This window comes from Falsiroseomonas sp. RANM36, from assembly GCF_056682175.1.
In genome coordinates this window covers 1-12,744 of record NZ_JBWXTD010000012.1, presented here as the reverse complement: position 1 = coordinate 12,744, position 12,744 = coordinate 1, and the positions used below count along the sequence as shown (strand labels likewise).

The 12,744-nt window shown below is 73.4% G+C and carries 16 protein-coding genes; 7 read left to right on the top strand and 9 right to left on the bottom strand.

The window, feature by feature from the left end; translation table 11 throughout:
* Positions 1-170: 170 nt before the first annotated feature.
* A complete protein-coding gene (gene ubiG / locus AC1MIR_RS27155) occupies positions 171-893 on the top strand; it encodes a bifunctional 2-polyprenyl-6-hydroxyphenol methylase/3-demethylubiquinol 3-O-methyltransferase UbiG (protein WP_480031293.1) in 723 nt (240 codons plus the stop codon).
* Here the strand turns inward: ubiG and AC1MIR_RS27150 are convergent, their stop codons facing one another.
* Entirely contained in the window at positions 894-1,184 is a 291-nt protein-coding gene (locus tag AC1MIR_RS27150; protein ID WP_480031305.1) for a type II toxin-antitoxin system RelE/ParE family toxin, read from the bottom strand.
* 14 nt (positions 1,185-1,198) lie between these two features.
* The gene (locus AC1MIR_RS27145; RefSeq protein ID WP_480031292.1) at positions 1,199-1,438 is read right to left on the bottom strand and encodes a ribbon-helix-helix domain-containing protein; all 240 of its coding nucleotides are present in this window, start codon (positions 1,436-1,438) and stop codon (positions 1,199-1,201) included.
* Positions 1,439-1,586: 148 nt separating this feature from the next.
* On the opposite strand from AC1MIR_RS27145, the gene AC1MIR_RS27140 reads away from it, so the two are divergent.
* Positions 1,587-2,066, top strand: a complete 480-nt coding sequence (locus AC1MIR_RS27140) for a hypothetical protein (protein WP_480031291.1) — start codon at positions 1,587-1,589, stop codon at positions 2,064-2,066.
* 36 nt (positions 2,067-2,102) lie between these two features.
* Here the strand turns inward: AC1MIR_RS27140 and AC1MIR_RS27135 are convergent, their stop codons facing one another.
* The 5 genes from AC1MIR_RS27135 to AC1MIR_RS27115 form a co-directional block, all read right to left on the bottom strand.
* The gene (locus tag AC1MIR_RS27135; RefSeq protein ID WP_480031290.1) at positions 2,103-2,579 is read right to left on the bottom strand and encodes a DUF1178 family protein; all 477 of its coding nucleotides are present in this window, start codon (positions 2,577-2,579) and stop codon (positions 2,103-2,105) included.
* Between the two features lie 82 nt (positions 2,580-2,661).
* On the bottom strand, positions 2,662-2,919 hold the full coding sequence (gene grxC / locus AC1MIR_RS27130; protein WP_480031289.1) for a glutaredoxin 3: 258 nt from the start codon (positions 2,917-2,919) through the stop codon (positions 2,662-2,664).
* 32 nt (positions 2,920-2,951) lie between these two features.
* Positions 2,952-3,839, bottom strand: coding sequence for a ComF family protein (locus AC1MIR_RS27125; RefSeq protein WP_480031288.1), 888 nt, complete (start codon positions 3,837-3,839; stop codon positions 2,952-2,954).
* Positions 3,790-5,364 carry a rhodanese-like domain-containing protein gene (locus AC1MIR_RS27120; RefSeq protein WP_480031287.1) on the bottom strand — a complete coding sequence of 525 codons (1,575 nt, stop codon included), beginning with the start codon at positions 5,362-5,364 and terminating at the stop codon, positions 3,790-3,792. The genes AC1MIR_RS27125 and AC1MIR_RS27120 overlap by 50 nt, the downstream gene beginning before the upstream one ends.
* A 4-nt stretch (positions 5,365-5,368) precedes the next feature.
* Complete coding sequence (locus AC1MIR_RS27115) at positions 5,369-5,983, bottom strand: cysteine dioxygenase family protein (RefSeq protein WP_480031286.1); 615 nt, start codon at positions 5,981-5,983, stop codon at positions 5,369-5,371.
* A gap of 77 nt (positions 5,984-6,060) precedes the next feature.
* Here AC1MIR_RS27115 and AC1MIR_RS27110 point away from each other — a divergent pair, with 77 nt between their 5' ends.
* Positions 6,061-6,957 (top strand): methyltransferase domain-containing protein, encoded by an 897-nt coding sequence (locus tag AC1MIR_RS27110; RefSeq protein WP_480031285.1) that lies wholly within the window; start codon positions 6,061-6,063, stop codon positions 6,955-6,957.
* Here the strand turns inward: AC1MIR_RS27110 and AC1MIR_RS27105 are convergent.
* The gene (locus AC1MIR_RS27105; protein ID WP_480031284.1) at positions 6,954-7,454 is read right to left on the bottom strand and encodes a hypothetical protein; all 501 of its coding nucleotides are present in this window, start codon (positions 7,452-7,454) and stop codon (positions 6,954-6,956) included. The genes AC1MIR_RS27110 and AC1MIR_RS27105 overlap by 4 nt on opposite strands.
* 174 nt (positions 7,455-7,628) lie before the next feature.
* Here AC1MIR_RS27105 and map point away from each other — a divergent pair, with 174 nt between their 5' ends.
* The 3 genes from map to AC1MIR_RS27090 all read left to right on the top strand — a co-directional run bounded on the left by map (position 7,629) and on the right by AC1MIR_RS27090 (position 10,187).
* The gene (map, locus tag AC1MIR_RS27100; protein WP_480031283.1) at positions 7,629-8,435 is read left to right on the top strand and encodes a type I methionyl aminopeptidase; all 807 of its coding nucleotides are present in this window, start codon (positions 7,629-7,631) and stop codon (positions 8,433-8,435) included.
* A gap of 51 nt (positions 8,436-8,486) precedes the next feature.
* Entirely contained in the window at positions 8,487-9,236 is a 750-nt protein-coding gene (radC, locus tag AC1MIR_RS27095) for a RadC family protein (protein ID WP_480031282.1), read from the top strand.
* Positions 9,237-9,320: 84 nt separating this feature from the next.
* A complete protein-coding gene (locus AC1MIR_RS27090) occupies positions 9,321-10,187 on the top strand; it encodes a S1C family serine protease (RefSeq protein ID WP_480031281.1) in 867 nt (288 codons plus the stop codon).
* Here AC1MIR_RS27090 and AC1MIR_RS27085 read toward each other — a convergent pair whose 3' ends face one another.
* Entirely contained in the window at positions 10,188-10,892 is a 705-nt protein-coding gene (locus AC1MIR_RS27085; protein WP_480031280.1) for an alpha/beta fold hydrolase, read from the bottom strand. It abuts the gene before it with no gap.
* Positions 10,893-11,242: 350 nt separating this feature from the next.
* Here AC1MIR_RS27085 and AC1MIR_RS27080 point away from each other — a divergent pair.
* Positions 11,243-12,744 (top strand): DEAD/DEAH box helicase (locus tag AC1MIR_RS27080; protein WP_480031279.1); only part of this gene is annotated, 1,502 nt, incomplete at its 3' end.

Below are 12,744 nucleotides of genomic sequence, written 5' to 3'. Positions count from 1 at the left end.
GACTTCTTCGGGGGGTGCCCCCAACGGCCGCTTTCCGCGGCTCGTTGATGGTCCTGGTTGGGGCCTCTGGCGCTGGGCGCCCGCTTCGCGGACTTGGCCCGCCGCCCGGGCGGCGGGCCGCATTCGCGGCCTCGGCCGGCAGAGCCGGCCGCGTATTTTTGGGAGCAGTCATGACGGGCACGGCGGTCGAGGCGGAAATCCGGAAATTCGGCGCCCTGGCGGATCGCTGGTGGGACCCGGACGGGCCGATGCGGCCGCTGCATCGGATGAATCCCCTGCGCACCGGCTGGATCGCCGACCGCATCGCCCGGGCGCATGGGCGGACAGGACGGGACCTGTCGGGCCTGACCCTCTTGGATGTCGGCTGCGGCGCCGGGCTCGCCTCGGAGGCCTTTTGCCGGATGGGAGCGAGGGTCACGGGCCTGGACGCGGCCGGCGAGGCGCTGGAGGCGGCCCGTGCCCATGCCGAAGCCGGCGGCCTGGAGATCGCCTACCGCGAGGGCACGCCCGAATCCCTGGCGCCAACGAACGAAAAATACGATGCGGTGGTGGCGCTGGAGGTGATCGAGCATGTCGAGGACCGCGCGGCCTTCCTCGGCGCGCTGGCGCAGCTGGCGAAGCCGGGCGGTCAGGTTTTTCTTTCCACCCTGAACCGAACGGCGCGGTCCTTCCTGATGGCGAAGGTCGGCGCGGAATACGTGCTGCGGATGCTGCCGGTCGGCACGCATGACTGGCGGATGTTCGTGACACCGGGCGAGCTCGGCGCCGGGCTGCGGCAGGCGGGGCTGGCGGTGACCGACCTGGCAGGGATGAGCATGGACCCGCTCACAGGGCGGTGGCGGGAGAGCCGGGACCTCGGGGTGAACTACCTGCTGGCGGCGCGGCGCGGCTGATCAGGGGGTGCGAAGGCTGCGGCCGGTGATCCGGCGGGCGCCGTGCATGATGCGCAGAACGAGGACGGCGTCGCCGTCGCGCTCGTAGAAGGCCAGATAGGGGTGTGCGACGGCACAGCGCACGGCGCGACCAAGGCGCGGTCGCGGCGCACCGGCCTCGGGGTGCCCGCGAATGACGCGGAGCCTGTCGAAGATGCGGCGTATCACCGCCTCGGCGGCAGCCGGGTTCTGCGCCGCCATGAAGTCACGGATCTCGGCCAGGTCGGCGAGCGCGTGTTCCGTGAAGCGCAGCGTGTGCGAACGGGTCAGCCGCCCCGGCGAAGGCCCGCGATGAGCTCCGCCTCGAGGCGGTCGGGATCGACTGCGACCGAGCCGCTGGCACGTGCCTCGTCCAACGCGCCGCGCAGCTCGGCCTCATGCCCGGGATCGAGCTCTTCGAGGAAACGCAAAGCCTCCTCGACCACCGCCTCGGCGTCGCGGTAGCCGCGGGTCTCGATCAGGCGCCGGATCAGCGCCATCGCTTCCGGCGAGAGGTTCACCGTCATGCCCGGCAGCCTAGCACGGCCAGCGGCGCGGCGTCGTCACCCGTCCGCGCGCGGTACCCGGGGCAGGCGGGGCGCCGAAGCGCCGGACATGCCATACTCCCGCGTCGGCGCCGCGATTCGGCCGCGCGCCTCCGGGGAGGGCATGCGCATGTTCACGGTCGGCCAGAAGGTCTGGCACCGCGACGGGAAACGCAGCGGCAAGGTTCTGGAGATCGAGGGCGACCTCGTCTTCATCGAGCAGGACAACGGCGCCGAACTCGATTGCCGCGCGCGCGACCTGACCGCGACGCCGCCGGTCGCGACGCGGCCCGTGGCGGCCGCGCCGCGCGGCCCCGGCGCCCAGGACTATGTCCAGCCGCACCGCACGCTGATCGCTGCCGACATCACGCCGGAGCATGCGCGGGTGCTCGGCCTGATCCCGCCGCGGACGGTGCAGGCCGTGGCGGCGCTCTACGAGCAGCGGAACCGCGGCCAGAAATTCAGTGGGCTCGACGTTGCGGGCAAGCTGAACGCCATCGCCGAGATCACCGCGGTGCCCTACCGCACCATGCGCGAGTACCGCGACCGGCCGGGCGAGATGGGGCTGATGATGGGCAAGGGCCTCGCCGACAGCCAGCGGTCGGGCTGATAGAACTCCGGCGCCGCGATCCGGGCGGCAGCCGGCCTATCCGTCCGCGCGCGGCACCCAGGGCAGGCGGGCGACCTCGATGCCCTCGTCGGCCAGGGCCTCGGCCTCGGCATCCGTCGCCTCGCCGTAGATCCCCCGCGCTTCGGCCTCGCCGGTGTGGATCTTCCGCGCCTCCTCGGCGAAGTCCTTGCCGACATAGTCGCAGTTCTTCTCCACCTCCGCGCGCAGGCGCTGGAGCATGGCGACGAGCTGGGGCGGCATGGGGCCGGCGGCGACGCGCTGGCCGCCTTCGGGCGGCGCCGGGGCGGGCGGCGCGGCCTCGGCCTGCGGCGGCTTCGCCTTCTTCCGGCTGGAGACGACCGCCGGCGCCATCAGCGCTCGCTCCACCTGCGTGTTGCCGCAGACCGCGCATTCGACCAGCCCGACCTTCGCCAGCTTCTCGAAGCCGGCGCTGTCCTGGAACCAGCTCTCGAATTCGTGCCCGGCGCCGCAGCGCAGCTTGTAGTGGATCATCCCCGCACCCTGGCCGCCGCCTGTGGCAGCCGCGTGACACTATATGGCTTGGCACTCCTGCTTGGCGAGTGCCAGCCCGCCATCATCCCGCGAGAAGCGGGTCCAGCCCGCCCTGCCGGTCCAGCGCCATCAGGTCGTCCGATCCGCCGACATGCCGCCCGTCGATGAAGATCTGCGGCACGGTGGTCCGCCCGCCGGACCGCTCGATCGCCTGCTTCCGCGCGGCCGAGCCGTGCGGGGCATAGATCTCCTCGAAGGGCACGCCCTTCTTCTGGAACAGGGACACGGCCCGCGCGCAGTAGGGGCAGAAATCCTGGACGTAGATTTCGACTTTGGCCATGCGCGCTGAGGTCGCCCCGCCGGCCTCGCGCGTCAAGGGCGGGGCGCCTCCAGCCGCGGATCGGGCACGCGGGCGGCCGCCAGCACCTCCACCGCGGCCGCGCCCGCCGCCAGCAGCGCCGCCGCGCAGGCCTCGGCCGTGGCGCCCGAGGTCATGACATCGTCCACCAGCAGCACCCGCTTCCCGGCGATCCCCGCCCGCGCGCCCTGGCGCACGGCGAAGGCACCCTCGACCAGCACGGCGCGCTCCGCCGCGCCCCGCTCGCCGAGGCTCGGCGTCGGGCGGGTGCGGCGCAGCAGGTCGGGCAGCCACGGTCTCCGGGCGTGCCGGGCGAGCGCCCCGGCCAGCAGCGCCGCCTGGTTGTAGCGGCGGGAGACCAGGCGGCGCCAATGCAGGGGCACCGGCGCCAGCAGATCGGCGCGCGCCAGCATCTCCGGCGCGGCGCGGGCCATCTGGGCGGCGATCGCGCCCGCCAGGTCGGTGCGGTCGGCGTGCTTGAAGGGCAGCAGCAGCCGCTTCGCCCCCTCGTCGTAGCGGAAGGCGGCGCGAGCGGCGGCGAAGGCCGGGCGGCGCTCCAGGCAGGCGGGGCAGAGCCCGCCGGGGCCCGCCTGCCCGGCATGCAGGAAGGGCACGCCGCAGCAGGCGCAGAAGGGCGGCGTCAGGAAATGCAGCCCGCGGAAGCAGGTGGCGCAGAGCGTGCCCTGCGCTTCCACCGGGCTGTCGCAGGTCAGGCAATGCGGCGGCAGCAGCGCGTCGAGGACGGCGCCGCGGAGGCGACGGAGTGTCGGCTGGATCAGGGGCAGGGTGGCGCCGCCCCCACCCCGACCCTCCCCCGTAAACGGGGGAGGGAGAGATCGGCGACCGGAGGCCTCACCACGCGCCGAACTTCGCGTCGCCGTCGCGCTCGATCTGGCGGACAAGGTCCACTTCCCAGGAGAGGTAGGCGCGCATCGCCTGTTCCACGCCGTGGTTGCGGTCATAGGGGCGGAGCCAGGTGTCCACGCAGGCCTCGTCCGGCGGGTCGTTGCGGTCGGCATCGAGCGGCAGGCCCGCCGCGGCCCAGGCCACCGTGCCGCCCTCCAGCGCGGCCACAGGCATCGGGACCAGCCCGCGCAGCTCCGCCACGCCGAGCGCCGCGAGCGAGGGGTCGGGCGCCACCACCACCACCTGCCGGTCGTTCGGCAGCCGCGACACCACCCCGCGCAGCCGCGTGCGGATGCCCCAGACCGCGCCCGGGATGTGCCCCGCCCGGAAGGCGAGCGAGCGCGAGAGGTCCACCACGCTCGCCCGGCCCTCGCGCAGCAGCGCATCGAGCTCCGCCACCGACACCCGCGGCGTCGCCGGCGGCAGGGCGGCCGGCGGCGGGACCTCCAGCTTCCCCTCCATCGCGCCCTCCAGCACGAAGACCTCCCAGCCCCCGAGCTGGCGCAGCCAGCCCGCGGTCATGTGCGCCCGGGTGCCGGTGTCGTCGGCCAGCACGATGCGGGCATGGCGCACCGCCACCCAAAGGTCGGTCGCCTGCACCAGCTGCCCGCCCGGCGCGCTGCGCGCCCCCGGCGGATGGCCGGCGGCGTATTCGGACGGGTCGCGGACATCGAAGAGGTAGGTCGTGCGCCCGGCCTCGGCGCGCAGCCGCTGCAGCCCGTCGCGGTCGATCACCTTCGCGCCGTGCCGGGCGGAGAAGCGCCGCGCGCGCGACAGGCTCGCCTCGGCATCGCGCGGCGTGCCGGCGGGGTAGCGGTCCTCCTTGCCGCGGTTGCAGCGGAAGCCGGCGAGCTCCCAGCCCATGGTGCCGTTGCGCAGCGCCACCACGCGGTTCGGCAGCTCCGCCTGGCGCAGGCTCTCGGCGCCGAGGATGGAGCGCGTGCGCCCCGCGCAGTTCACCACCACCAGCGTATCCGGCCGCTTCACCAGGGAGGGCACGCGATAGGCGAGCTCGGCGCCGGGCACGTTGATCGCGCCGGGAATGGACATGTTGCGGAATTCCGGCAGCGGGCGGCTGTCCACCACCAGCAGGTCGGTGCCCGCCGCCTGCAGGGCGGAGAGCTCCGCCGCATCCACCGAGGGCGTGCCGTAATGGTGCTCCACCCATTCGCCGAAGGCCTTGGAGGGCACGTTGACGCCCGTGAACAGCTCGAAGCCGGCGGCGGCCCAGGCGCGCGTGCCGCCTTCCAGCACATGCACCTTCGGGCAGCCGATGCCGTTCAGCACCGTCGCCAGGCGGTCCGCATGGCCCTCCCCGGCATCGGTGCAGACCACGCGCACGTCGCGCCGCGGCAGCAGCGAGGGCGCGCGCAGCTCGGCGACCGAGAGCGGACAGGACACCGCCCAGAACAGGTGCCCGGTGCTGAACTCGCCTTCCTCCCGCGCATCCAGGATGGCGAGCTCGCCGCCATCCCGAAGCCAGGCCTTGAGCGTCGCCGGCGCGACGCGCGGGGCAGCCATGGGTTCAGGCCTTCGCGGTCGCGGTCGGCTTCATGAAGTTCTTGTTGTAGGGCACCACCGCCCCCGTCTCCGGGTCGTAGCCCTTGCGGTTGTCGAGCTTCTCGAGCGCGAGGCCGTACATGTGCAGGTGGCGCGTGGGGACGCTGCCGGTGGTGTGGATGGAGTGGATGTCCTCCGGCATCAGGCAGATGCCGCGGCCGGGCTCCACCATGATCTCCTCGCGGATGCGGAGTTCGCACTTCTCCGGGTCGGAGCCGTCATCGGTGCGCTCATAGACCTTGTTCAGCTCCTGCCCGTCCACGGCGACGACCACGGCCCAGGTGGTGTGGTCATGCGGCTTGGTGGAGTTCCCGGGGTTCAGCGCGTTCATGTAGAGCGCGAAGCGGTTGCCCGGGTCTTCCTGCAGCAGGTAGCGGTTCGACCCCTTCTCGCCATTCGGCGGCGGCGGGAACTGGCTGGAGGGAAACAGGTGTTCCTGCGCGGCCAGCGTCAGCAACTCCGCGCGGATTTTCTGAAGCGAGTCGCGTGTCACGCCTTCCTTCGCCTCGATGGCGCGGATGCGGTCGATGGTGGCGGCGACCGCGGCGGTGCGGGCGGCGGTGACATCGGTGGCGTTCATTCAGGCGATCCTCCAACCAAACCGCGCGAAGCTTACTCCCGCTTGCCGCGCCGGCGAAGCGGGCGCATCTGCCGGCCATGGCAGGCCCCGACGCGATGCAGGTCTTCGACCGCCGCCTGGTGCGGCGCCGGCGCCAGCGCGCGGCCGCGACGGTCCAGAAGGTCGCGCCGATCCTGGAGGATTGCGCCGACCGCCTGCTCGACCGGCTGGACGACACGACCCGGCGCTTCGCGCGCGCGCTCGATCTCGGCGGGCGGGGCGTTGTGGCGCCGCGGCTGGCGACGCGGGGCATTCCCTTCGTCGTCTCCGCCGATCTGGCGCCGGCCATGGCGGCGCGGGCGGGCGGCCTGCCGGTCGCGGCCGATGAGGAGTTCCTGCCCTTCGCGCCGGGCAGCTTCGACCTGGTCGTCGCCTCCGTCTCGCTGCACTGGGTGAACGACCTGCCGGGCGCGCTGCTGCAGGTCCGCCGGGCGCTCGCGCCGGACGGGCTTTTCCTGGCGTCGCTCCCCGGCCTCGGCACGCTGCAGCCGCTGCGGGAGGCGCTGGCCGAGGCCGAGACCGGGCTGCGCGGCGGGATCTCGCCCCGCGTCTCGCCCTTCCCCGATCTGCGCGACGCCGCCGGGCTGCTGCAGCGGGCGGGCTTCGCCCTGCCGGTCGCGGATGCCGAGGCGGTACCGATCGCGTATCGCAGCGCGCTCGGGCTGTTCGCCGATCTGCGCGCCGCCGGGGAGACGAATGCCGTGCTGGCGCGGGACGGCCGCATCCCGCCGCGCGCCCTGCTGCCCATGGCCGCCGCCGCCCTGCCGCAGGGGCCGGAGGGGATCGCGCCCGGCCTGCGGCTGCTGATGCTGACCGCCTGGGCGCCGCATGAAAGCCAGCAGAAGCCCGCCCGCCCCGGCAGCGCGACGCATCGCCTGGCCGATGCGCTCGGCACGGTGGAGCGCAAGGCGGGCGAGCGGCCCGGCGGTCGCTAACCCGCCCGCCCCCGCATCCGCCGCAGCAGGACGACCAGCGCGAGCGCCAGCGGCAGCCAGAGCAGCGTGGCGGGCTCCGGCACCTCGGCCGGGAAGGTCGGCGGGATCCCGGGCACGCGGACCGGCGGGCCGATCTCGCCCTCCGTCCCGCCGGCGCCGGGCGGCGCGAAAGGCAGGTTGGCGCCGAACAGCACCTCCCCCGGCAGCAGCGCGAAGCCGGGATCGGGCGTGCCATCCGTCGCCGCGCCGCCCGGCTGGCCCGCCCCGCCGGGCGCAGGCCCTGCCGGCGGCGGCGCCGCCGCCGGGGTGGCGGTGGGGCCCGCGGCGGCCAGGCTCAGCGCCCCCGCATCGCGGCAGACCCGCAACGGGCGGGAGACGCGCCGCACCGCCTGCACAGCGCCCACCGTCCCGCCCGCACCCGCCCCGGCCGCCGGCGCCTTGGCCGGCGCGGCACGGCGGGCCTGGCGGACGAGGAAACGCGGAACGCAGGACGGCATGGCGAGCGGGACCTCCGAGGCGAGGCTCGCCTCCTCGCACAGGGCGTCTTAAGAATGAGACAATCGGCGACGGGACCGCGCGCATGGCCGCCCCGCAGCCTCTCGCCTTGCAATGGCGGGGTCCGGCGCGCATCTTCGGCCCGACCGAGACCGCGCCCGGATTCCCCAGACAGAATGGAACAGCAGGGCGGCGAGGCCCGCCGCATCACCCTCTATCGCCCCGAGGATTTCGCGGGCATGCGCCGCGCCGGGCAACTGGCCGCCGAGACGCTCGACATGATCACGCCGCATGTGAAGCCCGGCGTGACGACGGAGCAGCTCGACCGCATCCTGCACGACTACATCGTGTCGCATCACGCGACGCCGGCGACGCTCGGCTATCGCGGCTACACGAAATCCTCCTGCACCTCGATCAACCACGTGGTCTGCCACGGCATCCCGGGCGAGCGCGCGCTGCTCGAGGGCGACATCGTCAATATCGACGTGACCGTCATCCTCGATGGCTGGCACGGCGATACCAGCCGCATGTACGTGGCGGGGACGCCCTCCACCAAGGCGCGGCTGCTGATGGACGTGACCTATGAGGCGATGATGCGCGGCATCGCGGCGATCCGCCCCGGCGCCACGCTCGGCGACATCGGCCACGCCATCCAGTCCTTCGTGGAGAAGCACCGCTTCTCCGTGGTGCGCGACTTCTGCGGACACGGCATCGGCCGCCGCTTCCACGAGCCGCCGAACGTGCTGCATTTCGGCCGGCCGGGCGAAGGCCCGCAGCTCAAGCCGGGGATGTTCTTCACCGTGGAGCCGATGGTGAATGCCGGCCGGCCGGAGGTGAAGATCCTGGACGATGGCTGGACCGCCGTGACGCGCGACCGTTCGCTGTCCGCCCAGTTCGAGCACATGGTCGGCGTGACCGAAGACGGCGTGGAGATCTTCACCATCTCCCCCGCCGGCCTGCACCGCCCGCCCTACAGGGCATGATCCTCGCGCCACGGTTGAACATCGCCCCGCCGCCGTGCAGGCTGGCGGTTCATGGCGCGCAGACCCAGGCACTTCGCGGAGGCAGGCCCCGGCCTGCTGGACCTCGCCCCGCTGCCGGGCAGCGAGGCGGCGCCCGGCCATCTCGGCCATCGCGAACGCATCCGCGAGAAGCTGCTGGGGCGCGGCGCGGAGGCGCTGGCGGAATACGAGATCCTGGAAGTCCTGCTCTTCGCCAACTATCCGCGGCAGGACACCAAGCCCGTCGCCAAGGCGCTGATCGCCCGCTTCGGCAGCCTGGCCCGCGTGCTGGCCGCACGGCCCGAGGAATTGCAGGAGGTGGAGCGCGTCGGCCCCGGCGCCGCGGCCACCATCAAGGCGGCCAATGCCGCGGCGCTGCACATGCTGCGCGCCGAGGCCCGCGAGCAGCCGGTGCTGAACAACTGGGACCGGCTGCGCGCCTACCTCACCGGCGCGCTGGCGCGCGAGCCGATCGAGCAGTTCCGCGTGATCTTCCTCGACACGAAGAACCGCATGATCGCCGACGAGGCGCAGGCGCGGGGCACGGTGAACCACACGCCGGTCTATCCGCGGGAGGTGGTGAAGCGCGCGCTGGAGCTCGGCGCCACCGCGCTGATCCTGGTGCACAACCACCCGAGCGGCGACCCCACGCCCTCCCGCGCCGATGTGGAGATGACGGGGGAGGTGAAGGCCGCCGCCGCCGCGCTCGGCATCGTGCTGCACGACCACCTGATCATCGGCAACGGGCGGCACCTGTCCTTCCGGCGGGAGGGCCTGCTGTAGAGGCGCGGCCGCAGGAAGGCTGACAGTAACGAACATCCGCCACGATTGACCCTGATGCTCCGCCCCCGGCATGGTTCCCGCCCGATGCGACGCCCCGTCCTGCTTCCCGCGCTGTTGATCGGCCTCGCCGCCTCCGGCGCGGTGCTGGCGCAGGGCGTGCCGGGCAAGCCGCCGCCCACCAACGCGCCGCAATTCCAGCCGGCGCCGGCCGCCGCCTTCCCGCCGCTGCCCACCGCCAAGCCGCCGCCGCTCGGCGCCGCGCCGGCGCCGGCCGGGGCGGGCAAGCCGGGCGCGCCGCCGGCCCCGCCGCCCGGCGGCACCGGGCGGACGCTCTCCACCGGCACCGGCTTCGTCGTCGCCTCCGGCCGCGCGCTGACCAACTACCATGTCATCGAGGGCTGCCGTGCCGTGCGGCTGCGCACCTCCTCGGGCGGCGAGATGGCGGCGCGGGTGCTTGCCTCCGACCGGCAGCGCGACCTGGCGCTGCTGGAGGTGCCGAACGAGGCCGGGCCTCCGCTGACCTTCCGGCGCAACCCCAACATCCGCCGCGGCGAGAATGTCGTGACCTACGGCTTCCCGCTGGCCGGCCTGCTCTCGTCCGGGCCGACGCTGACCACGGGCGAGATCTCGGCACTGGCGGGCCTGCGCGACAACCAGACGCAGTACCAGATCAGCGCGCCGGTGCAGCCCGGCAATTCCGGCGGGCCGCTGCTCGACATGAGCGGTCAGGTGGTGGGGGTGATCGTCTCCAAGCTGAATGCGCAGCGCATCGCGCAGCAGACCGGGGACATTCCGCAGAACGTGAACTTCGCGGTGAAGGGGACGGAAGCGCTGGACTTCCTGCGCCGCAACCGCGTGGAGCCGCGCCTCGACGACGGCGCGCAGCGCAGCGCCGCCGAGGTGGGCGAGATCGTCCATCCCTCGGTGCTGTTCCTGCGCTGCCTCGGCTGATCAGCCCGCGAGCCACTCCCGCAGCAGCGCCGTCACGGCCTCGGGCTTCTCCATCGAAGGCAGGTGCCCCGCGCCTGCGATGCGTTCAAGCCGCGCGCCGGGGATGCCGGCGGCCATCTCCTCGGCCAGGTGCGGCGGGGTGAGCGTGTCGCCCTCCCCGACCGCCACCAGCGTCGGCACGGCGATGCGCGGCAGGTCGGGGCGGGAATCCGCCCGATGCATGATGGCGCGCTGCTGCCGGTGGAAGGCGGGGCGGCCGATGCGCTCGGCCATCGCCATCACCTCCGCCGCCAAGGGGCCGGCCAGATGGTCCGGGTGCAGCAGCTGCGGCAGCAGGCGCGGCGTGACGCCGCGGAACATCCCGCTTTCCGACAGCGCGAGCAGCGCGCGCCGGCGCCGCGTCTGCTCCTCCGTGTCGGGCCGGGCGGAGGTGTCGAACAGCGCGAGCCGCACCACGCGCTGCGGGGCGCGGCGCCAGATCTCGAAGGCGACATAGCCGCCCATGGACAGGCCGCAGACGGCAAGCGGGCCCTCTCCCGGCACGGCGGCGAGCGTGCGCTCGGCCATGCCGCCGATGCTGTCGTCATGCGTGAGGTCGGCGATGCGGCAGGGCAGCACGGCGCCGAGCGCGGCCGCCTGGTCGCGCCAGAGCCGCCCATCGCAGAGCAGCCCGGGCAGCAGGAGCAGGGTGGTTCTCTCGGTCATGGCGCGAACCTCGGCCCCGCATGGCCGGCCCGCAAGGCGCCAAGCTTGATTTTGCGCCCGCTTCGGCGCATATGCCGCCGGTTCCCACAGGCCCCGCTGCGCCGAAGTTTGCGCCTGCGGGGCGATCCTGCCGGCGCAGGCCCGACACGGGCTGGCGGCGCGACAGGCCCGAGGCCGACAGAGAACCGACTTTGAACGATCAGAGCGACGCGACCGCCCCGCGCGCGGCCGAACCCGAGCACAACCCCGAAGCCCGCGAGGCCGCCGCCGCCCCCGGCGCGGCATCGGAGCCGCAGGCGCCTGCCTTTGCGGCCGCCGCCCCGGATTCGCCCGAGGACGCCGCGCCGGCGATGGCGGAGGCCAGCGAGGCCTTCGACGGCGACGATGACGACCGTGGCGACGGCGACGGCGACGATCGCGAGGATGGCGATCGCGAGGATGACGATCGCGAGGACGACGACGACGGGGACGACGACGACGGGGACGACGAGGACGAGGACGGCCCCACCGAGGAAGACGAGAAGCTCGCCGAGGAGGCCGCGAAGACCACCTTCGCCGATCTCGGCCTGTCCGAGCCGATCCTCCGCGCCGTCGCCGAATCGGGCTACCTCTACCCCACGCCGATCCAGGAACAGGCGATCCCCATCGTCCTGATGGGCCGCGACGTGATGGGCGTGGCGCAGACCGGCACGGGCAAGACCGCCGGCTTCACCCTGCCGATGCTCGACATCCTGGCGGGCTCCCGCGCCAAGGCGCGCATGCCGCGCAGCCTGATCCTGGAGCCGACGCGCGAGCTGGCGCTGCAGGTGGCCGAGCAGTTCGTCAAATACGGCAAGCACCTGAACCTGAACCATGCGCTGCTGATCGGCGGCGAGAGCATGAACGACCAGCGCGACGTGCTCGAGAAGGGCGTGGACGTGCTGATCGCCACGCCCGGCCGGCTGCTCGACCTGTTCGACCGCGGCCGCATCCTGCTGGCCGACTGCAAGGTGCTCGTCATCGACGAGGCCGACCGCATGCTCGACATGGGCTTCATCCCGGATGTCGAGAAGATCGTCTCCTTCCTGCCGAAGCTGCGGCAGACGCTGTTCTTCTCGGCGACCATGGCGCCCGAGATCCGGCGCCTGGCGGACCAGTTCCTGTCGAACCCGAAGGAGATCAGCGTCTCCCGCCCGGCGACGGTCGCGACCACCATCGTCACCGGCCTGGTCTGGGTGCGCGAGCACGACAAGCGCGAGGCGCTGCGCCGGATGCTGCGGCGGGAGGCGGTGCAGAACGCGCTGATCTTCTGCAACCGCAAGATCGACGTGAACATCCTCTACAAGTCGCTCAAGAAGCACGGCTTCTCCGTGGGCGAGCTGCATGGCGACATGGACCAGTCGGCCCGCTTCGCCACGCTGAACCGCTTCAAGGCGGGCGACATCAAGCTGCTGGTGTGCAGCGACGTGGCGGCGCGTGGCCTCGACATCGGCGGCCTCAGCCACGTGTTCAACTTCGACGTGCCCTTCCACGCGGAAGACTACGTGCATCGCATCGGCCGCACCGGCCGCGCGGGGCGCGAGGGCCATGCCTTCACCCTCTCCTGCCCGGAGGATGCGAAGTCGCTTGCCGCGATCGAGAAGCTGACCGGCACGCCGATCCCGCGCATGGAGATCGACGGCCTCGATCCCGTGACGGCGGAGGAGATCGCGGAGGGCGCCAAGGTGCGCCGCGGCCGCGGCGGCAAGGTGATGGGGCGCGGCGGCGATCGGGGCGGCCGCGGCCGCGGCGGCCGCGGGGGTCGCGGGCGCCGCGGGGGGGGGCGCGGCGACCGCCGCGCCGCGCCGCGCCGCGCGGGCCCCGCGCCCGGCCC

Excerpts from the sequence above, each read along its gene's own strand:
- ubiG (WP_480031293.1), top strand. The coding sequence starts at position 171 with ATGACGGGCACGGCGGTCGAGGCGGAAATCCGGAAATTCGGCGCCCTG.
- AC1MIR_RS27145 (WP_480031292.1), bottom strand. The coding sequence starts at position 1,438 with ATGACGGTGAACCTCTCGCCGGAAGCGATGGCGCTGATCCGGCGCCTG.
- AC1MIR_RS27140 (WP_480031291.1), top strand. The coding sequence starts at position 1,587 with ATGTTCACGGTCGGCCAGAAGGTCTGGCACCGCGACGGGAAACGCAGC.
- AC1MIR_RS27135 (WP_480031290.1), bottom strand. The coding sequence starts at position 2,579 with ATGATCCACTACAAGCTGCGCTGCGGCGCCGGGCACGAATTCGAGAGC.
- grxC (WP_480031289.1), bottom strand. The coding sequence starts at position 2,919 with ATGGCCAAAGTCGAAATCTACGTCCAGGATTTCTGCCCCTACTGCGCG.
- AC1MIR_RS27120 (WP_480031287.1), bottom strand. The coding sequence starts at position 5,364 with ATGGCTGCCCCGCGCGTCGCGCCGGCGACGCTCAAGGCCTGGCTTCGG.
- AC1MIR_RS27115 (WP_480031286.1), bottom strand. The coding sequence starts at position 5,983 with ATGAACGCCACCGATGTCACCGCCGCCCGCACCGCCGCGGTCGCCGCC.
- AC1MIR_RS27110 (WP_480031285.1), top strand. The coding sequence starts at position 6,061 with ATGGCAGGCCCCGACGCGATGCAGGTCTTCGACCGCCGCCTGGTGCGG.
- AC1MIR_RS27105 (WP_480031284.1), bottom strand. The coding sequence starts at position 7,454 with ATGCCGTCCTGCGTTCCGCGTTTCCTCGTCCGCCAGGCCCGCCGTGCC.
- map (WP_480031283.1), top strand. The coding sequence starts at position 7,629 with ATGGAACAGCAGGGCGGCGAGGCCCGCCGCATCACCCTCTATCGCCCC.
- radC (WP_480031282.1), top strand. The coding sequence starts at position 8,487 with ATGGCGCGCAGACCCAGGCACTTCGCGGAGGCAGGCCCCGGCCTGCTG.
- AC1MIR_RS27090 (WP_480031281.1), top strand. The coding sequence starts at position 9,321 with ATGCGACGCCCCGTCCTGCTTCCCGCGCTGTTGATCGGCCTCGCCGCC.
- AC1MIR_RS27085 (WP_480031280.1), bottom strand. The coding sequence starts at position 10,892 with ATGACCGAGAGAACCACCCTGCTCCTGCTGCCCGGGCTGCTCTGCGAT.